The following is a 21,485-nucleotide window of genomic DNA, read 5'->3' as shown; positions in this document are numbered from 1 at the left end:
CCTCCTATCTGATCTCCGGAATGGAAACCTGATGTGTGATCTGCTCCATGATCTCTTCTGCCTGGATACCCGCAACTTTGGCACGCGGATGCAGGATCACGCGGTGTGCACATACCTTTGCAAATACGCGAAGGACATCATCCGGGATCACATAATCACGCCCGTTTATGTAAGCGGATGCTTTTGCCATGTTGTTGAGGGCCAGTGCTCCTCGCGGGCTGACGCCGAGCTGGATCTTGTCGTTCTGTCTGGTCGCTTCTACAAGCAGTGTGATGTATCTGAGGATATCATCTGCCACTTCTACCTCTTTTACTTTCTGCTGAAGCTGCTGTACTTCTTCTCGAGATGAGATCATCTGAAGCAAATCCAGCGGCTGCTCCGTCTGACGATCCCGCAGGATATTGATCTGGCTTTCAAAGTCCGGATAACCCATGGAGAGTTTGACCATAAAACGATCCATCTGAGACTGCGGGAGCATCTGTGTTCCGGCAGAACCGAACGGATTCTGTGTGGCAATCACAGTGAATGGCTTCGGGATTTCATAGGTTTTTCCATCTACCGTGGCATTTCCTTCTTCCATTACTTCAAGCAGGGCTGCCTGTGTCTTGCTGGAAGTACGGTTGATCTCATCTGCCAGAAGCAGGTTGCACACGACTGCCCCCGGTTTGTACTGAAACTCTCCACTCTGCCTGTCGTACAGGGAGAATCCGACCACATCGGAAGGAGTAACATCCGGCGTAAACTGAATCCGGTGATAGTCCACGCCCATGACTTTTGCAAAGCTCAGTGCCAGCGTTGTCTTTCCGACTCCCGGAATATCTTCCAGAAGCACATGGCCTTTCGCCAGGATTGTCATCAGCACCTGTTCGATCACTTCTCTTTTTCCAATGATTACTTTTTCAATCTCGTTTATCATTGCTTCTGTTTTTCTCATATGCCCTCTCTTTCTCATAACTGTCCTGTTATATTTATACTGTTTACTTTCTGCAAAATCCGTTAAAATTTTCTTCCCAACCGTATTTTTGCACACCTGAATCCTGTTTTTGCTGTCATGGCATCCCTTGCTTCTCCTGTGCCGGATCATTCTTTTTTGTTTCTTCTTTTTAACATCAGTACCACTGCCGCTGCGATCACTGCAATCACCACTGCGATGACCATGACCGGCATGGCACTGCCATTTTTCGAAAGCAGGGATGCTTTTTCCGGACGCAAGTTAAATAAATTTTTCATATTGTTTTTGTAGCGGCAGAATGCGGTCAGTGCGTATGCCGCCTGGCCTCCTGCCAGGAAATCGGATTCATCCGGTATGGATGCCGGATTGGACGCATCATAAACATAAGCATGGACAAATCCGCCATCTTCCTGACGAAAGCTCATCAGATTATCAAGCACGGTATTTCCGTTTTTGATAAAACGACTGTCGCTCTGCGGATCGATGCCTAGACTGCAAAGAGCCGTCAGAACCTGTGCACAACTCTCAGAGCTTTCTGTGCCGGTATCCATGGAAGAACAGAATCCTCCGTCACTTTCCTGATGTTCAGAGATCCAGGACAGTGCAAGATCTGCTGCCGCTTTCGCCTCGCTGTTTTCTTCGTAATATGGTGCCAGGGCAGTCAGTGCCATGGCAGTGATATCTACATCCATCTGCCCGGAACCCGCTGAGAGGGAAAATCCGCCGTCACTCTCCTGTGCTTTTAAAAGTTCTGCCAGGATCTCTTCCCGGCTCTGGTATGCATCTTCCGGCACTTCATAATCCCCGGAATCCAGTGCGATCAGTGCCCAGATCAGTGCATTTGTTCCCTGCGTATCGAGCGGTTCTGTCTTTCCGCGGTTGTACGTTCCGTCTGCGATCAGATTGATGCTCTTCTCTCCTGCCATGTCACTTACTGCCTGTGGATCACCGCCAAGAGCCGCGATCACCAGTGCCGCTCTCTGATATTCGGTCGCTTTTCCGAGTTTTTCTTTTTTTGTTCCATATTTTTTGGCGATCGCTGTTTCCATCGCTTTTCGATAGCTTTTATAGTCTTCCTTGTATCCGCTTCTCACTGCTGCAAAGGCAAACCAGTCATTGAGCGAAGTATCCGCCCCTTCCAGAAAGGTCTTATCGATCAGCTCGTCAGCATTTGTGAGGCTCTTGGCCCACTCAAAAATACCCTGGATGGTTTCTTTTACTTCTTCTGTCGTGTATTCGTAATGTGTGACAGTTGCTGCACTTTTTGTTGTATTTTCTGCTATATTTGCTGTATTTTCTGTCGTAACGTCTGATTCAGAAGCTGTTTGCGTCTCACTGTTTTGGGATGCAGACTGTGCCCGTACTTCCTTGTTTGTGCCGGAAACCATCCCAACGCACAGGATCAGTGCCATGAGCAGGGCTGCCATTCTGTTTTTTCTTTTTTCTGCATTTTGTTTTTGATCATTTCCCTTTTTCATTACCATTCATACCCCCAGTTATCTGAACCGCCGGTCATGTCCTGCCCGATATCAGCTCCGTATGCCAGCGTGAAACGCAGCCGCAGTGTATCGCCGTTCTGGAAACAGTAATCGCTTAAGCCATAGTTCGGGTAAACGCCGTTTACCTGATACATCCAGCCGCTTCCTTTTGTAAAATCATAATCTCCAAGGCTGTTCGGTGTAAAATCATAAATTTCAAAGCCGTGTTCTTCCAGTTTGGTTTTTAAATCCTCTGGAATATTTCCGGTGACAAAATTGCTCTCGGAACTAATCCTTGCCAGATAAAAACCGGTCTCATAGTTTCCGGTATAGTCAACAGAATAGCCATTATTCTGCAGCATGCGTACTACCGTCTCCGCCGCAGTCTCTCCCTCATAAATATCTACATCCTGTGACAGCAGAATACCGCTTCCTACGGTCGTTGCTTCCACGCTGATGTGAACCGTTCCGATCCGCTCCCCGCTCTCTGCCGCCGTACAGAAAATGCTGTAAGTCAGTTCCGTTGTGTTGTCCTCTGCATCGGTGACGGTGATCACCATGGTATTATAGCCTTGGGACAATTCCGTATGGTAACTGACATCGCCGCTGTTCTCCCAGATCAGACCGGTAATATTGTCTCCGCTGTCACCGAAACAGGAAATGCGGATGTTGTCTGCACCAAGCCCGTTTCCATGATAATCGGTTGCCTGTACCTGGAAACTTAAGCTCTTTCGCTGCGTCTCAAGACTGTTTCCGGAATCACCAAGCGTACAGGTAACTCTTGGTGCCTCCACATTGCCTTCGCCGTCTCCGTCTCCGCTGTTCTGTTTGACATAGGTTACGGTATAGGTAATCTCTTCACTGCTTCCGTTTTTTTCTGCATACAGCGTGATCTGGTTTTCGCCCTCTTCCAGCAGCACTTCATAGTTGTCACCATCTGTCGGTGAAAGCTGCGTTCCGTTCAGCCAGGCGGTCAGATCTTCGACTTTGTCACTGCCCATAAAGGCCTGTGCATAGAACCGGTATTTCTTTTTATATACTTCTTTGTCCTCCAGATCGGTGTCAAAGCGGATATTCTGGTTCTGCGGTCGTTCATAAGTTATGGTATAAACCTGCTGTTCGCTCTTTCCGTCTTTTTCTGCATCCAAAACGATCTGATTTTCGCCCTCCTGCAAAGGAACGTCTTTATAATCCCAGTTTTCATCGGCACTGATCGGTGTACCGTTTAGCGTTGCCGTCAGTGCAAACGTCTCTTTGCCAAGCTGTGCCCAGGCACGGAAGGAAATGTGATCGCTTTTTACCGTCTGATCGGACAGATTTGTCTGGATCAGCAGTTTTTCTTCGTCGTAATAGATGGTATATTCTTTGGAAACAGTAAATTCGGTACCGTCTTTCTGCTGATAAGTGACTGCCACCAGAATCTTATTTTCGCCGTGTGCCAGTTTCAGACTTCCCCGGTAAGTGGTCACTTTGCCGTCGTTTAAGGTGTTTTCTGTTTTCAGTACTTTCAGATCCGTCAGCTGTTCAATCTGATAACTGTAATCTGCTTTCGTGACCGTCCCGCCGTTTTCAATCGTTGTCCGGAAATACTGCCTGTCTTTTTTGCCGTTTTTGTCTTTGTTTTTATTTCCGGAGTGATTCTTATTCGGCTTTTTGTTGTTTTTATCGTCTCCATCCGTCTTTTCGCCGCCTGTTCCGTCTCCGTAATTTCCTCCGTTTGTTCCTGATGCAGTCCCGCTACTATTGCCGGAATTGTTTCCGGAAGCATCTCTGTTTGCCTCTGTTGAACTGCCGTTTTCGTTTTTACTTTCGCTCCCTGTGCTTTCTGTGCCCTGGCTGTCAGCTCCGCTTTCTTTTGACGATTCGCTCTCCGTCTCCTTCATATCCTGATTTTCTGACTGCTGATTCTGCATCTGCTGCCGGCTGCTTCCATTCTCTTTTGTCTGCTCTGCCAGCACTTCTTTCGTGCCGGTCAACATGACCATCGAGCTTTTCTCCATGCCATCGATCGGATTTTCCGGCACACTTTCTCTCTGCGTACGGATTCCCAGGATCATCACTCCCGAAAACAGCACAATAAGCAGCAGTGCCGCAATGGCACCTGCTGCTTCTGAATGTTTCCGCAACTTTTTCATCATTTTTTGAAAAAGCTCTTTCATATGCTCCTCCTGTTATTCTGAAACTGTAAAATATTCTGATCCATTTTTCACTGTAATTGTGATGTTCCGGATCAGTCACCGCTTATTTTACTTTCACAGAACGAATTTTGCTGTATTTTCCGCTGTATTTCTTTCCTCCGACGATCTTATAAGCCTGGATCTTAAAGTAATATTTTTTCCTGGATTTCAGTTTCTTCCAGGTCAGTTTTGTGGTGTTCGCCTTTTTGATCGTCTTCGCCCGCTTCCAGTTTTTCTTCTTTCCGATTGCGTAGGAAATCTCATATCCGGACACGCCTTTGATCTTCTTCCACTTCAGCACTGCTTTTTTGCTCCTGGATGCCTTCAGGGAAATAAAGGAAACTTTTGGTACGGAAACGGTGATATTCTGGTTTGGATCGGTCGGTTTCGGCTGTACCTGCTGCGTTTCTTTAACTGTCACTTTGATCTGTGCCAGGATCTGAGGCTGCTCCACGCAGTACGCTGTGATCAGGGTCTCTCCGGATGCAAGTGCACGGACCTGTCCGTCTGCATCCACAGATGCCACCTGTGGATTAGCACTGCGATAACGGATGCTGCCCGCTACATTCAAATCTTCCGGGAGGAGCTGTACTTTTAACATATGACTCTCGCCCTTTTTCAGCGTCACGCTGTTTTCTGTAAATGTAAGTTTCTCCAGCGGAACTTCCACTTTTAAGGTACAGGTCGCTGTCAGCATTCCAACATGGGCAGACACCGCCGTTTCTCCGCCGCCGATGGCTGTCACTGTGCCGTTTTCCACGGTTGCCACGGAAGGATCTGCCACATTCCAGATGATGGTTTTGTCACTGATCGTATCTTCCGGATCGTAAGTCACATGAAGTGTCACCCGTTCTCCTTTTTTCATGTTGACTTCTGTTTTATCCAGCGTGATGTTTTTCAGAACAAGGGACTCCAGTCTCGCATATTCTGCCTCCGCATCGGTCAATATTTTTAAGATTTCTTCGCTGACATACTGTTTCTGATCTTCCAGAAGTGCATCGTACGCCGCCCTTGCTTTTGCGATAGCTTCACGACTGTTCAGGGTCACTTCTCCTATGGCATTTATTTTTTCAACAGCTGACTCTGCCTGGCTTCTGTTGTATTTGAGATCTGCCAGTTTATTTTCTGCCTGTGCAAGCAGCTCATAATTTCTGACCAGATTTTTCTGTGCGGTTGTCAGTGCAGTGTAATCTTTTCGCAGTGCCGTCAGCGTCTCTTCACTTTCAAAGGTGATCTCGCCAAGTGCTGCAATTCGCTCGCTGATGGCTTCTGCGATGGCGGTATCTTTTTTCAGCTTCTCCAGATCCATTTCCTGTGCAACGAGAGAATAATAATTGACAACCATCGCCTGCCGGATCTTTTTCATCGCATCAAAATCACTTCGGATCTTTTTCAGGGTCTCTTCATCCTCAAGTTTCACCTCACCGCTTGCCGCAGCAATCCGCTCTTCCATCTCTTTGACTGCCGTATAATCCTCATCCGTTGCCTCTGCCTGTGCAAGCTCCTGCAATTCTTTTTCTTTTTCTTTGATCTGTTCGATCAGCTTTCCATCTACCTGTGCCCTTTCTTCATCGTTCAATTTCAGCCATGCGGCATGGGCATTCATAAGAAGTGAAAGACTGTCATCTGTAAGTGACACTTTTTCCGGGATCCGCTTAACGCAGCTTGAAAATGCATCGATCCTGTCTTTCTTCTCCAAAAGCTCTGTAATCTTCTTTTCTGCATTCTCCAGAAGTTTTCTCACACGCTCCGGAACAAGTGCCTGCTGGCTCTCTGTCAGTGCCTGGAATGCTTCTCTTGCCACTGTGATCTCCTCTCTGGAATCTAAGGTCACATCTCCGATCGCTTCGATCTGACGGATCACGGCATCTGCCTTTTCTTTGTTCTCCTTCATCTGTGAGATCTTTTCTTCTGCTTTCGTCAGAATATCCAGATTTTCTACCATCGCTTTTTCTGTTTCTGTCAGTGCATCGTAGGCATTTCTTGCACGCACTACCGGCTGCTCATCTGCAAGCGTCAGTTCTTTATCCAGTGCTTTGATCATCGCACTGACCTGTTCTGCCTGATCCATGCTTGCAAGCAGTTCCTTCAGTTCTTTTTCCTTCTTCTGGAAAGTATGGTAAGTACTTGCCGTGATCCGCTCCCGCTCGATATCCAGCATTGAATCATACAATTCTCTCGCCTTTTCAATGTCTTCTTTATCAGAAATGGCTGTCGCATGGCCGGACAGACGATTCACGATCGCATAAAACTGATTTGCTTTTTCAGTATTTACCGTCCATTTTGCATAAAAAGTCTTATCGCCATGACTGTGTGCCGGTATTTCGGTCACTTTGCTTCCGGTAAATTCCGCATTGGTGTACCATCCGTCAAATTTACATCCTGCTTTTGTGATCTCATCTGCGGTCGGCAGTGTGATCTGGTCTTTCGGACTGTAGGTGTCCGGAAGAATGATGTCATCGGAAAGAGTACCACCGTTTAATTCAAATTTCAGTGCATAACTTGGCTGTCCGTACTGTGCGTAAAGCGTGATATCCTGCTCCGGCATGGAAAGGAGTTCTCCCGGATAATAGCTGATTCCGCTTCCGTCCGGTTTGGTATTCCACTCCGTCAAAAATGTTTCCTGTTCATCGGTTACTTTTCCTTCGGATAAGAGTACTTCTGCATAAGGGGAAGCTTCTGTTGTGAAGGTCTCGCCCTCTTTCTGACCGTCATAGGTGATCGTATAAGTATCTGCCGTGGCATTCAGATAACTGCCGTCCAGCTGATCCTGCATATCAAAAAGGGAATTCTGTTTGTGTGCAAAACGGTCGTATGCAATCAGTCCGTAAAGTGCCTGGTCGGTTGCCATCGGATTGACCGTTGTGCCGGAACCGCCACCTCCGTCGTAGCCTGCCGTTACATGTTTAAATCCGCCGATCGACGCACTGCTTCCGCTTCCGGCTGCCCAGAAGGTCAGAAGTGCATCTACCATATTGTCGGTGTAAACGCCGTCCCGTGTCGCTCCTTCTTTGACAAAGCTGCATGTTTTTCCGATATGCGGCAACGTTACCTTATCTGATTTCGGATCGATCCCCATTTCTAGAAGCGGCATCATCGCCCATACGGTCGATTCGCTGTTGACCGTTCCCCAGCTCTCAAAACCGCCGTTCGGCTTCTGCATATTTGCCAGCACGAGAATACCGCGTTCTACCGCACTTGCAAACTCATCATAACTATAGGTTGCATCTGTTTGCTCATATTTTTCCTGACTCAGATAATATGGTGCAAATGCTGTCAGTGTCATGCCAGTGATATCGGCATCCGGTACATTTCCTGACAATGCCCAGCCGCCTTTGATTCCGTTTGCATCGGTGATCTCCAGATTCAGAATGTAATCCAGCATTTTTCCAAAGGTATTTGCTGTTTCTGGATGATCCGTCTGGTCAAATTCATAACCGCCGCTGTTCATGGAAATGATCTCCCAGATCGGACCGTTAATGCCCTGGCGATACGAAAAACTGAATGAATCAGATAGTTTTTCAATAAAATCATAGCCTGCCACGCTTCGGATATCATATCCCATTGCAGTCAGCGGCAAGATCAGTCTTGACCACTCGGTAGACTTTGCCGCATGCAGATTTCCTTTCTTATTTTCCACATGTGCTTCCACACGTTTTAAATAGTCAGAAAAATAATTCTCCGGTATGCTGTTGATATAATCTGCCCCTGTATACATGCCGCGCAGCAGATCCCATACTGACCATTCTCCAAACGTACTTCCTACGGTCGGGTAGCTGTTTCCTGTTTTTTCTGACTGCTCCTGCTGGTTTTCCAGAATATATTTTGCCGCTGCATTGATATAAAAACGCACTCCCGGCTTTTCATTGTTCCAGAAACGCAGCTTCAGACTGTCTGAAAATTTATTCTGATCCCACGCTGCCGCATGGACAGCAGTAACAGGCATCTGGACAGATGACAGAGCTACAACTGCCGACAGAACTCCTGCAAGAATCCGTTTTCTATAACCACATTTTTTTGTTTTTCTGCTCATTTCTCCACACTCCTGTTCTTTCTGTAAGTGCATCTCTTTTTCTGAAATTGTAATCTTTGTAATGGTGATCCGGGGGCAGATTTCTGCCCCCCCTGATCATCCATCTTCCTTGCTGATAAGCATATATTTCATATTTTTATGCTCTCAGCATACGGAAATTTAATTGTTATTTTTTAATCTTTGCAGACTTGGTATTTGAGTACTGACCGTAGATCACTTTATTTTCTACTTTCTGGAATACACGTACTTTGTAGGTATATTTCTTACCTGCTTTTCCTTTCAGTTTGTAGCTTGCCTTGCTGCCCTTATTGAGCGTCTTCACAAGTTTCCACTTGCCTTTTCCAGTCTTGCAGTAGATTTCGTATCCACTTGCACCCTTAACCTTGTTCCATTTCAGAGTTACTTTTTTGCCTTTCACCTTTGCAGATTTCAAAGTTGTCTTCTCATTAAATCCATACTTGTCTTTCTCTGCTTTCAGTTTTTCTTCCTGCTCTTTCAGTTTTGCATCCTGAGCCTTCTGTGCCTCTTCAAGTGCTTTCTGCTTTTCTTCCTGAGCTTTTCTTGCCTCTTCAAGAGCTTTCAGTTTCTCATTCTGTTCTTCCTGTGCTTTCTTGGCTTCTTCTTCCTGTTTCTTTGCAGCATCCTGCTGAGCTTTCAGGTCTTCTGCTGCTTTCTTTGCTGCTTTAAGTGCAGCCAGGTCTTTTTCTGCGATAACCAGGTCAGACAGGTTCGTTACTTTTTCTTTCACATCTGCTTCCAGTGCTTCATATGCACTTCTTGCTGCTGTGATCGCTTCTTCACTGTCAAGTGTTACTTCTCCGATTGCTGCAATCGCATCGACTACCGGCTGTGCTTTGGTTTTCAGAGCTTCCTGTTTTGCCTGCTCTGCCTTGTCTGCTTCTGCTTTGTCTGCTGCCTCTTTTACAAGTGCTGCAATGCGGCTCTCTGCGGCCTGCAGATCGCTGTAGTTTGTTACCAGTGATTTCTGGACATCACTCAGAGTATCGTATGCGGCTCTTGCTGCTGCGACTACGCCTCTCTTATCCAGCGTTACTTCTCCGATTGCTGTGATCGCACTGCTTACGGATGCTGCTGCCGCTGCATCTTTGTCCCGACTTTCTTTTTCTGCTTTCAGCAGTGCCAGATTCTTCTCTGCTACGACCAGATCCGACAGGTTCGTTACTTTTTCTTTTACTTCTGCTTCCAGGGCTTCATATGCACTTCTTGCTGCTGTGATCGCCTTTTCACTGTTCAGCGTTACTTCTCCGATTGCTGCGATGGCATCGATGACTGGCTGTGCTTTGGCTTTCAGGGCTTCCTGTCTTTCCTGTTCTGCCTTGTCTGCTTCTGCTTTGTCCGTTGCCTCTTTTACAAGCTCTGCAATGCGGCTCTCTGCTGCTGTCAGATCTGTGTAGTTTGTTACCAGGACTTTCTGATCATCTGTCAAGGTGTCATATGCGGCTCTTGCTGCTTCTACTACACCTCTCTTATCCAGCGTTACTTCGCCGATCGCTGTGATTGCATTGCTTATCGATGCTGCTGCCGCTGCATCCATCTGGTTTTTCAGTTCTTCCTGCTGTTTCTTTGCTTCCAGAGTCTGGATGCTCTTTTCTGCCTGAACCAGAACATCGTAATTGGAAACCAGTTTCTTCGCATCTGTGGAAAGTGCATCGTATGCATTTCTTGCTGCTTCTACACTTTCTTTTTTCTCGAGTGTTACATCTCCAAGTGCTTCGATCAGTGCTTTTACTGCATTTGCATCGGTCTGTGTCTTTTCATCCGCTGCAAGTTCTGCACTTGTTTTCAGTTTGTCCAGATCTGCTTTTGCATCGCTTAACTGTTCTGCAATTTCTTCTGCTGTTTTTGCATTGTTGATCAGGACTTTTGCATTTGCAAGGATCTTTGTGATCTGTGTTTTTTCTGCATCACGGTAATCCTCTGCATTTTTGTATACGTTCAGCTCTGTGATGGCTGCTTCTTTTGCCGGTGCCAGCAGTTCTTCTACCGACGCCACTCTGACGGTCAGCATTTCACTTGTCTTTGGTGTACTGTCGCTGTCTTTCAGCACCATATAGACTTTGTATGCTGCATCTGTAATATCGGTTAATTCCAGTGTATTTTCACCTACTTCAACCTGGATGCCTTCACCTGTTGTATCAATGGATTCCGGTGCAGTTTCCGTTTCCGGCAATACTTTATAGTACAACGTACCGTATTCATTTGCTGTGAATGTTACTGATGCACTTGTTGCACTCTTACGCACACCTGCACCTTCTTCTGCCGAGATCACCGGTGCATTTCCTGTCTGCTGTTTCAGTGTTACATAGTAAGAATCTTTCGTCTTGCCGTCTTTTGCAGTTACTTCGATCCGGACGGTCGCGCAGTCACTGTTGTCTGCAAAATAGATCGCATAACGGTCGTGTCCACTGTTTGTTGCAGTACGGATGATATTTCCTTCTGAACTGCTGATGACCGTGCTCTTTCCTACTGCACTTACCGGATACAGTTTATAAGTTGAACCTGTATCTTCTGCTGCTGTCCAGATATTCAGGAAGCGGCGTGTTGTGCTGTATTCTGCATGATAAACATGATTTGTCTTACTGAACGCCGGTGTTAAGCTGACCAGTCCCATGTTAAACTGATTACTGTCGCTGACATACAGTTCTTTTAAGTTGGTATTCGGTTTTTCACGTTTCAGTGTGAATTTATAAGTTCTTTCATCGCTTCCTTTTTTCACAACAACATCAAAGCTCTTGCCTGCTTCTGTCAGTTCCATCTCTCTGCTGTTTCCTTCCACGCCATCGATGGTAATGCTGCTTCCTTCGGAAGCAGTAAAGGTCAGAGTCGTCTTATCTGCCGAAGTCAGGACAGCGATGTCATGACTGGAAAGTTTTCCGTCAAATGCCACGCCATTATCGATCGTGCTGCCTTCTGCACTTGATGTTACGCCGGTCATATATGCCTCACTGGATGCAACCGCCATAACGCATGCACTGTCGTTCTTATAGTACAGCGTACCGTTTTCGTCACAGATAATACTTGTGATACAGTACTGCTGTCTTGCTTTTTCCGGTGTGAAAATTTCTTCTACATCCGGAGTTGTCTGTCCTTTTTTATCACGGATCAGAGTGATACCACCCGGATTCTTGTTATAAGTTGCATACAGATAAACACTTCCGTCTTCTTTTTCATAAGCGGTTGACAGAAGTACAGAGCACTGTGGATATCCTTTCAGCGGTGCTTTGTAGATCTCTGTCATCGTTGCCGCATCAATCACGCTGATCGAATAGGTTCCGCTGAAGTTACTTCCGCTTGTCACACCGATATAGATTCTTCCGTTGTATACAACCGGTGTGCTGGTGCTCATGCTTCCAGGCTGTACGGATTTCAGCGTATCTTTATCAAAGGTTCCGTCGGATTTCAGTTTTAGACTGTAGAGGTAGCCGCCTTTTGTTGTGAAATACAGTCTGTCTGTTTCTTTGTCATAAGCAATCGTAGAACGCTGGTCACCGATTACATCGACGCTGTCCATAACTTCTCCGGTCTTCTTGTTCAGAGATAATACATGTCCGGTTCCGTCTGAACCGCTTGTGCCGTCATCCGTACCAAATACAACATAGTCACCGCGTACCACAGAACCTGCCCAGTAGAAACCGCCAAGGCTTGTGTACTGCCATGCTGCTTCTTTTGCTTCCTGTGTGTTCGTCGGATCTTCATCCGTAACCGGGATGCACACATAGTTTGCATCTTTTGTCTCTGCATTCCAGAATCCGGTATAAATATAACCGTCACTGTAAGTGATCGGGCTTAAGGACTGGCCTTTCAGCGTATCCTGGTAAACCCACAGAGATTCCAGTGTCTCTGCATTGAACGCCTGTACACGTCCGTCTGCCAGCGGTGCAAAGATCATGCCGTCTGCATAGGTTGGCGGTGTGTATCCAAAGTTTGTCGCTGCTACCATATCGCCTGTCTGCAGGATATCACCTGTATTCAGATCCAGTTTGTAAATATGGTTTGCACTCATGACGATCAGGGAATTATCCACGATGATCTGCACACTCGGTGCTGCACCCCAGCCGCTTCCCAGTTTCTTAAACCATTTTTCGTAGGTTGTCGCCTCGCTCGTTGGTGTTTTTGCAGAGGTAATACCCATGTTGTCATCACTGTTACGGAAGTTTTTCCATGCTGCGGATACATCTTTTCTGGTGCTCTCCGGTGCTTTTTCCATTGTGATGGTTTTCTCGGTGTTTTCTGTAATAGAAATCGTATCTTTCTTTGTAACATATCCGGCTTTTACGGCAACATAGCTGTAAGTTTCTTCTGCCTTCAGTGTGTATACACCGTTCTCTGCTTTCAGCTTTTTGCTGTCAGCATCTTTCAGTGTGATCACTGTATCTGCCGGATCTGCTTTCAGTGTCAGTTTTACGGATTTTTTTCTCAGAACATGAATCTTGTATTCTCTTGCCTGAGACGGTGCATCTTCCATTGCTGCTTTGACGGTGATCACAGTCTCATCTCCGCTCAGAGGAACTGATGTTTCTCCTGTCACTGCGGTACCGTTGACAGAAACTGCTGCGTTTTCCAGAAATGCTGCTGCATTTATTTTTACGCTGTCGTTGTTGTCGGTTACACTGACTGTGTAATCTGTTACATTTTTATCAAAGCCAGGATGAAGTACTTCTTCTCCATCTGCAGATGCCACACTTAAGGATGTCAGAGTGGATTCACGAACAACATCAAATTCATAAGTTGTTGTCTCGTCTCCCTTCTTCACATCTACATACAGTGTGTTGCCATTCATGTCTTTTTTGGTCAGGTAGGCGGCACTTGATGTCGCACCACTTCTCAGTGTAATATTCTTCGCAGATCCGTTATTTGCCGCTGTGTAACGTGCTGTTACCGTTGCAGTTACATTATCTGCAAGTTTGGAGTAGAGATATACATTGGTAATTGCATCCGGGATGACAACCTGATATTTGTTTTTCGTAATATTATATTCCGGTGTGATCTCGTATGCAAAAGAAGTTTCTGCATTGGTTCCTGCCAGGATCTTGAACTCTTTCATGCCGGCTGCTACAACGGTTACCGGAATATCTACGCTCTTCTGTCCTGATTTTGCTGTGATCACTGCTGTTCCCTTTCCGGTTGCTGTGACCACTGCTTCTTTTCCAACCTGCATCGTATTCTCTGCTGACTGTGCTGCTGCCAAAGACTGGTCTGTGCTGACTGCCACAACTGCCGGATTGGAAGAAGTCCATACGACCGGATCGGTTCCATTGCCTACATCTGCCATAATCTTCTGTGTATCAGAAACGCCACATCCAATCTCTTTCTGATTCGGAGTGATGGATATGGTGCTGAACACGTCTGCATTTGCAGGCAGAACTTTTACATAACATTCTGCAGTAAAAGCACCGCTTATGAATGTGATGATCGCTTCGCCTTCACTGACTGCAGTTACCCTTCCTGAACTGGAAACGGTTGCCACATTTGTATTGCTGCTCTTCCAGGTTCCGCTCTTGGTATCTGTGGTATCACTTGGAAGATAGCTTGCTGACATATAGGTGAACTGTTTTACTTTCAGTGATTTAGAGCCATAGCTGATCTTTACGCCGGTCATCGGCACTTCTACAACTTCTATTTCAATGGAAGCAGTCATGTCACCGATTTTTGCCGTGACCGTAGTCGTTCCTTTTTTCAGTGCACGTACGTATCCGCTTGTGGAAACACTTGCAACGCTCGGCTCTGAGCTTTCCCAGGTCGCTTTTTTTGCATCCGTTGTATTGGACGGATCAAATCTCAGAGATAAGGTTTTGTTCTTTCCTTTATTCAGGGTCAGTTTGCTGTCATCAAAATAAATCCGCTGTGTATGGACTTCTTTGACTGTTACCGTACAGCTGGCCTCTTTGTCACCAACCTTTGCTGTAATGACAGCCGTTCCTTCTTTTTTACCGGTTACTCTTCCGCTCTGATTTACCGTTGCGACATCTTCTGCATTTGTGCTCCAGGTAACGGTTCTGTCATCTGTGGTATTTGCCGGAACCAGTGTCGCTGTCAGTGTTTCACTGTCATTTTTCAGGATTTCCATTTTTGATTTATCCAGCCGGACTTCCTGAAGCGGACTTGCATTTACGGTTACTTTACAGGTTGCTGTCTTTTCGCCGCAGGTTGCCGTGATCGTGGTCGTTCCTGCACCGACAGCTGTTACCAAACCATTTTTCACCGTTGCAACAGAAGGTTCTTCACTGTTCCATTCGATTGGCTCGGTCGGTTTGCCTGTCAGCTCCACTTTTGCATTTAACTGCATGGTACCTTCGTTTTCCAGTGTGATCTCACTCTGATCCAGTGTGATACTTGTGATCTCACCGCCAAGCAGTTTGTTCAGTTCATCGTTTACTTTATCTACTTCACTCTGTTCTGCAACAATATTTTGCAGAACTTCTTTTGCTTCTGTGATCTTTGCTGCGATATCCGGATCTGCCTTCAGCTCGGCACTGTTCGGTGCAGAATTGATCTTTGCCAGAGTGGTGGTCAGCACATCTTTGTTTGCGACGCTGTAAGAATCATCATAGCCGCCGCCCATACCGCTGGAACCTCCGATATCACCGCCGTACTTCAGAGTAAACTGTGCACGCATGACATCGCCGTCAGACAGATAATAATCTGCAAATCCTACATTCGGGAATACCGTATTTACACAGTACATCCATCCTGACATGTAGTTGTAGTCAAATTCACCAAGAGAACCTTCTGTTCCGCCGTCGGCGTCAAACATCAGATCCGGAAGTTTTTCTGCCATATGCGGCTCAAGTGCTGCACCGGCAAGATCCAGTTTCTTTGTCGCATTCTTTGGGTTTTTTGCATTAGATCCTACGATATGGGACAGATAGAAACCGCTGGTCAGACTTCCGGTGTATTCTACATCATAGCCTTCTTCACGGATCAGGTTTACAAATGCTTTCGCTGCATTGTCACCTTCGTAAACCGGCATCAGAACTGGTTCTACGATATAACCTTTTGAGATTGTAAAGGCTTCAATGCTGACCGTTGCATAACCGATAAATTCGCCTTTTTTGGCTTTCTGATAAATAACGGTATAAGTCTGTGTTTTCGATGCTCCTTTTCCGTCTTCTGCGGAAATAACAACGGTATGCTCTCCTTCTTCCATGCCCTGGAAATCCAGCGTAAAGCTTGTCTTTACATTATCACTCCAGGTTGCCGAAAGTACCTGTCCGTCAAGAGTTGCTGTCGGTTTGAGCGTGTTGTCCTCAGCATCTCTTGCCCAGACATCGAACAGCTTGCGCTGTCCTTTTACCTTAAGCTTGTCCGTCAAAGTTGTCTTTAAAAGAATACCATCCTGCGTTGTTTCATCCGATGACGCATCCTCTGAAACAACTGCTCCCGTGTCCTGTGCCGGCAGTGCTGCGAATGCACTTGTCGGAATCATGGTTGTGATCATCAAAAAGGTCAGAAACCATGCCAGAATTCTGGAAGCAAATCTTTTTTCTCTTCGTTCCATTTGTTTCTCCTCATTCGCTTTTTGGCGATTCGCTTCTGTTTGCTTTTTTTATTTTACACATGCTCACATCTGTGTTTTCCTTTTTCGTTTTCCTCCTTCCCTTTCTGTGTGTTCTCCAATTTCATAATTTTCAGACACCGGGCAAAAGGGGACAAAAAATACACCTCCGCTATGCCTGCGGACGTTGCTGATAAACCGGTTTTGTGTTTGTGTTCTGACTTGGGTTCCTCCTACTCAAGATGCCTTCCCAGTTTGACTAACCAGTGGCAAATAATCTTTTTCGTCCCCCATACAGCAGGGAATAACTGTTCCGGATTCTCACCGGATTCCTTTAAAGAGATCACATAAACGCAATCTCACCACAAAACTCCTATGAAATTAGCCCTCTATTACGCCAACAGTGTACCCCTATTTCCTATAATTGTCAATCAAATCCACTTTTTTCTTTTTGCTGAAAGTCCTTGATATAACTGAATTTTTTCGTATCTTACATACGTTTGTTCGATTCGTATAACAGATGCTTTTTATTATATAAAGTCAAAAAAGCAGGAATGTCACATCTCATATTCTAATCATGTAACATTCCTGTTTTTTTATAATCCCTGTATATAGTTGAGCATCGGTTCGAGATTTGCCTTTTCACAGACATCAAAGGATTTCTGCATCTGTTCAAAAAGGGCTTTCTCTTCTTCACTGTGTGCTTTGCGGCTTTTCATCATCTTGCAGAAGACTTTCATCATAAGCTTATCGCCAAGATTCATCGCTTCATAATTCAGCCCGCTTTGCAGGTAGAATACTTTTACTTCTCTGTCCTCTCCTTTGCCCAGCTGCTGTTCAATAGACTTGACAGCGTCTGCAGAAGACGGCGGCATCGCCCCGGTCACAAACAGCACGTTTGTCTTTTCAAACGGCAGGATCGTCTCTTTGTACCATTTCAGCTCTTCTACATTTCCTGCACGGAAGCTGCTCCCGAAAATGATCACATCGTAATCCGAGAGCCTTTCTCCGCCGACATCTTCCTGTGGTATGCACTCACAGTTTAACGACTGTGCAAGCCACTTTGCATATTTTTTCGTAAATCCGGTTCTCGATTTATATATGACAATCTGTTTCACTTTAGCACCTTCCTTCTGTTGCGTTCTTTTTTACTGATGCCTACGGATTGTTCCGTGCGTTGCACTCCCACAATCCTCCCAAGTATTCGCATATCGTGGGATTATCATCCCACTTTTATGCTCATATCGGGATGGGTCCCAAGGTCTAAATCCACCTATGAGCAAGCTCATGTGGATTTAGACCTTTTGACCCTGGCATCATCAGATATAATCATATCAGAAATTCTTTACAAAACAAGGACACTACTTTACAAAACTATCACAATTCATACTGACTGTTATATAATTTTGCATAAAATCCTTTTTCCGCCAGCAACTCTTCGTGTGTTCCCTGTTCTATAACTTTTCCACTGTCCATCACAAGAATAATATCTGCTTCACGTATCGTCGAGAGACGATGTGCCACGATAAAGCTGGTGCGGCCTTTCATCATGCTGGCAAAGGCCTGCTGGATCTTGATCTCGGTACGGGTATCGATGCTGGATGTTGCCTCATCCAGGATCAGCATCGGCGGCAGGCAGAGCATGACTCTGGCGATACACAGCAGCTGTTTCTGTCCCTGGCTGATATTGCCTCCGTCTTCTGAGATCACGGTGTCATAGCCGTCCGGCAGTCGCTTGATAAAGCTGTGGGCATGAGCCGCTTTGGCAGCTTCGATGACCTGTTCTTTTGTGGCATCCGGTCTGCCGTAGGCAATATTTTCATAAATCGTTCCTGATTTCAGCCAGGTATCCTGGAGCACCATGCCGTAACTTCTGCGAAGGGAAATGCGGCTGATATCACGGATATCTGTTCCGGAAACGCAGATTTTGCCGGCATCTACATCATAGAAACGCATCAGCAGATTGATCATCGTTGTTTTTCCGCAGCCGGTCGGTCCTACGATCGCCACTCGCTCGCCCGGTTTTACGGAGAGATTGAAATGCTCGATCAGTTTGCGGTCCGGCACATAGCTGAAGGAAACATCGGAAATCTCTACGGTTCCGTCAACCTGTTCTTCCGTCAGTACTCTCGCATCTGCTTTGTCCGGAGTGCGTTCTTCTTCATCGAGCAGCTCAAAAATGCGGCTCGCACATGCCATGGCATTCTGAAGCTCTGTGACAACACCAGAAATTTCATTAAACGGTTTTGTGTACTGGTTTGCATAACTTAAAAAGCAGGACAGCTGACCGACGCTGATGCCGCCGGACACGGCAAACAGTGCTCCGACAAGAGCCACACCGGCATAAACCACGTTGTTGACAAAACGGGTGGCCGGGTTTGTGATGCTGCTGAAAAAGATTGCTTTCAGGCTCGCCTTCTGAAGACGCTCGTTCATCTCATCAAACTGATCCACATTTTCTTTTTCATGACAGAATGCCTGTACCACTTTCTGTCCTTCGATCATCTCATTGATAAATGCAGTCTGCTCGCCGCGGACTTCGGTCTGCATATGGAAATTACGATACGTTTTCTTTGCGATAAAACCTGCCACTATAAAGCTGAGCGGTGTGACGCACACAACGACGAGCGTGATCGGCACATTGACATACAGCATAAAACCCAGTGTTCCGAGGATCGTCAGAACTCCGGTAAAAAACTGGGTAAATCCCATCAAAAGTCCGTCTGCAAACTGCTCTACATCGGCGATCACACGGCTGACCAGATCTCCGGTCGGATGTGCATCCAGATAAGAAACCGGCAGTCTCTGGATCTTGGCGATCGCTGCATTTCTCAGGTCACGACTGACATTATAAGTGATCTTGTTATTGCAAATACCAAAGATCCACTGGGAGATCGCCGTCACAGCAGTCGCTGCCACGATCACCCGTACGATCGCCGCCACACCCGCAAAATCTACTTTTCCGACTCCGATCATATGGTCAATAGCATTTCCGGTCAGAATCGGCACATAGAGCTGGGATGCAACAGAAAGAGCGGCAAAAATCAGACTGCATACAATATAAAACCAGTATTTTCGAATATGTTTCCAGATTCTCATGATCATGCCGTCTCACCTGCCTTTCCAAACTGACTTTCATAAATTTCCTGATAAACCGGGCAGTTTCCGAGCAGTTCTTCATGCGTGCCCATGCCGACGGTCTTGCCGTCATCCAGCACCAGGATCAGATCGGCATGCATCAGACTGGACGTTCTCTGGCTGACGATAAATACCGTCATCTCTTTATCCAACTCACGGATTGCTTTTCGAAGTGCCGCATCCGTTGCAAAATCCAGTGCACTTGCACTGTCATCCAGGATCAGGATCTCCGGATCTTCCACCAGAGCACGGGCGATCGTCAGACGCTGTTTCTGACCTCCCGACAGATTGCGTCCTCCCTGCTCCACCGGTTCATCCAGCTGTTTCTCTTTTTTCTGTACAAATTCGGCTGCCTGTGCAGTCTCAAGAGCTGCCCAGAGCATCTCATCGGTCGCTCCTGGATTGCCCCAAAGAAGGTTCGAACGGATCGTACCGGAAAACAGCTGTGCTTTTTGCATGACCATACCAATCTTGCCACGCAGCTCTTCTCTTGAATAGCTTCTGATATCGTGACCGCCGATGCGGATTTGTCCGTCCGTTGCATCATAAAAACGTGCCAGCAGATTGACCAGCGTGGATTTTCCGCTTCCGGTTCCGCCGATGATACCCACGGTCTGTCCTTTTTTCACCGTAAAATGAATATTGGAGAGCGTTTCTGCACCGGCACCGCCGTAAGTGAACGATACATGATCAAATGCCACTTCTTCATCTGAAGTGCCTGTTTTTCTGTTTTTTGCATTGTTTTCCGGACAGGAAAACTCCATTTCCGGCTCTACGTTCAGAACAGAAGCAACACGCTCTGCACACGCCATTGCTTTTGTCACCTGAATGATCAGGTTTGCCAGCTTGACCAGCTCGATCAGAATCTGGTTCATATAATTCACAAGGGCTACCACATCGCCCTGCTGCATATTTCCAAGATGGATCTGCACTGCTCCCGTATTTAAGATCACAACAACCGCAAGGTTGATCATCACGTAAGTCAGCGGATTCATCAGTGCGGAGATCTTTCCGACCAGAAGCTGGCTGCGTACCAGAAGTCCGTTGTTCTCCTCAAAGCGATCCTTCTCCTGCTCCTCTCTTCCGAAAGCACGAATCACACGCACACCTGTCAGATTCTCTCTGGTGATCCCCAGGATTCCGTCAAGGCTGCCCTGTACCTTCCGGTAAAGCGGCATCGTGATCAACATAATGCCAAAGACAACGATGGAAAGCAGCGGGATCGTTACAACAAAAATAACCGCCGCCTTCGGACTTACGATAAATGCCATAACAATGCTTCCGAATACAATAAACGGGGATCTCAGGAACAGTCTCAGGAAGAGATTCAGTCCGCTCTGCACCTGGTTGATATCACTCGTCATTCGCGTGATCAGTGTGGAAGTACCCAGCTTGTCCATCTCCGCAAATCCAAGGGACTGGATATGTGAGAACAGCACATGCCGCACCTTCGTACAGAATCCAACGGATGCTTTCGCCGCAAAATACTGTGCGGTGATACTGCAGGTCAGACCAATCACACCGAGCAGGATCAGAAGTCCGCAGTGTGACAGAATATACCCTTTGTCTTTGTTTGCAATTCCTGTGTTGATGATCGCAGCCATAACAAGAGGAACCAGAAGGTCAAACGTTGCCTCCAGCATTTTGAACGCCGGGGCAAGAATGCTCTCTTTTTTATAGTCGCGAAGATATATAAGAAGTTTTTTCAAAATTTCTCCTTTCCGTTCTCACTGCAATTTGAAAGAAACTTTCTCTTTTATACCAAAATGGTAAAAACAGACCGCTTTTGGCATCCTATGATGTGGGTGTCAAAAATCCCCAACTATGATGCCTACGGATTGTTCCGTGCGTTGCACTCCCACAATCCTTTCTACGCTCCGCTTCGGTCGGTGCTAAACATGTGCCACTGGCACATAGCACCCCACTATTCGCATATCGTGGGATTATCATCCCACTTTTATGTCTACGCTCCGCTTCGGTCGGAGCAAAACGAACATCCACTGGATGTTCTGCTCCATATCGGGGCGGGTCCCAAGGTCTTTCATCCACCTATGAGCAAGCTCATGTGGATTTAGACCTTTTGACCCTGGCATCATCTTATATATCTTATCCATTTTTTACATATTTTACAAGTAAAAAAACCGCCCCGGCAGTTTTTCACTGCCGGGGACGATTTTCCGATGGTTATAAG

Annotated in this window: 8 protein-coding genes and 1 riboswitch; all 8 genes read right to left on the bottom strand. The window is 46.4% G+C overall.

The genetic code is table 11. The features are described from left to right. Window positions 1-4: 4 nt before the first annotated feature. The 8 genes from GPK60_RS11585 to GPK60_RS11550 all read right to left on the bottom strand — a co-directional run bounded on the left by GPK60_RS11585 (window position 5) and on the right by GPK60_RS11550 (window position 21,003). Entirely contained in the window at window positions 5-916 is a 912-nt protein-coding gene (locus tag GPK60_RS11585; protein ID WP_252191388.1) for a MoxR family ATPase, read from the bottom strand. 164 nt (window positions 917-1,080) lie between these two features. Beyond that, the gene (locus GPK60_RS11580; RefSeq protein WP_173897655.1) at window positions 1,081-2,436 is read right to left on the bottom strand and encodes a prenyltransferase/squalene oxidase repeat-containing protein; all 1,356 of its coding nucleotides are present in this window, start codon (window positions 2,434-2,436) and stop codon (window positions 1,081-1,083) included. After that, entirely contained in the window at window positions 2,430-4,589 is a 2,160-nt protein-coding gene (locus GPK60_RS11575; protein ID WP_215660222.1) for a DUF4430 domain-containing protein, read from the bottom strand. Before GPK60_RS11575 ends, GPK60_RS11580 begins: the two co-directional genes overlap by 7 nt. A gap of 82 nt (window positions 4,590-4,671) precedes the next feature. Continuing rightward, complete coding sequence (locus GPK60_RS11570) at window positions 4,672-8,640, bottom strand: Ig-like domain-containing protein (protein ID WP_215660219.1); 3,969 nt, start codon at window positions 8,638-8,640, stop codon at window positions 4,672-4,674. 166 nt (window positions 8,641-8,806) lie between these two features. Then, complete coding sequence (locus GPK60_RS11565) at window positions 8,807-16,159, bottom strand: Ig-like domain-containing protein (RefSeq protein ID WP_215660216.1); 7,353 nt, start codon at window positions 16,157-16,159, stop codon at window positions 8,807-8,809. 186 nt (window positions 16,160-16,345) lie between these two features. Continuing rightward, a riboswitch (cobalamin riboswitch) is annotated at window positions 16,346-16,539 on the bottom strand. 213 nt (window positions 16,540-16,752) lie between these two features. Further along, complete coding sequence (locus GPK60_RS11560) at window positions 16,753-17,274, bottom strand: flavodoxin domain-containing protein (protein WP_022119529.1); 522 nt, start codon at window positions 17,272-17,274, stop codon at window positions 16,753-16,755. A gap of 259 nt (window positions 17,275-17,533) precedes the next feature. Next, window positions 17,534-19,261, bottom strand: a complete 1,728-nt coding sequence (locus GPK60_RS11555; RefSeq protein WP_147631918.1) for an ABC transporter ATP-binding protein — start codon at window positions 19,259-19,261, stop codon at window positions 17,534-17,536. Continuing rightward, window positions 19,258-21,003 (bottom strand): ABC transporter ATP-binding protein, encoded by a 1,746-nt coding sequence (locus tag GPK60_RS11550; protein ID WP_022119527.1) that lies wholly within the window; start codon window positions 21,001-21,003, stop codon window positions 19,258-19,260. Before GPK60_RS11550 ends, GPK60_RS11555 begins: the two co-directional genes overlap by 4 nt. Window positions 21,004-21,485 lie beyond the last annotated feature (482 nt).

Origin of the sequence: Ruminococcus sp. MCC718 (assembly GCF_018783905.1) — a bacterium.
Classification (GTDB): Bacteria; Bacillota; Clostridia; order Lachnospirales; family Lachnospiraceae; genus Hominisplanchenecus; species Hominisplanchenecus faecis.
The sequence above is the reverse complement of the archived record's forward strand: the minus strand, read 5'-3'. Positions and strand labels throughout refer to the sequence as shown.

Excerpts from the sequence above, each read along its gene's own strand:
- GPK60_RS11585 (WP_252191388.1), bottom strand. The coding sequence starts at position 916 with ATGATAAACGAGATTGAAAAAGTAATCATTGGAAAAAGAGAAGTGATC.
- GPK60_RS11580 (WP_173897655.1), bottom strand. The coding sequence starts at position 2,436 with ATGGTAATGAAAAAGGGAAATGATCAAAAACAAAATGCAGAAAAAAGA.
- GPK60_RS11575 (WP_215660222.1), bottom strand. The coding sequence starts at position 4,589 with ATGAAAGAGCTTTTTCAAAAAATGATGAAAAAGTTGCGGAAACATTCA.
- GPK60_RS11570 (WP_215660219.1), bottom strand. The coding sequence starts at position 8,640 with ATGAGCAGAAAAACAAAAAAATGTGGTTATAGAAAACGGATTCTTGCA.
- GPK60_RS11565 (WP_215660216.1), bottom strand. The coding sequence starts at position 16,159 with ATGGAACGAAGAGAAAAAAGATTTGCTTCCAGAATTCTGGCATGGTTT.
- GPK60_RS11555 (WP_147631918.1), bottom strand. The coding sequence starts at position 19,261 with ATGATCATGAGAATCTGGAAACATATTCGAAAATACTGGTTTTATATT.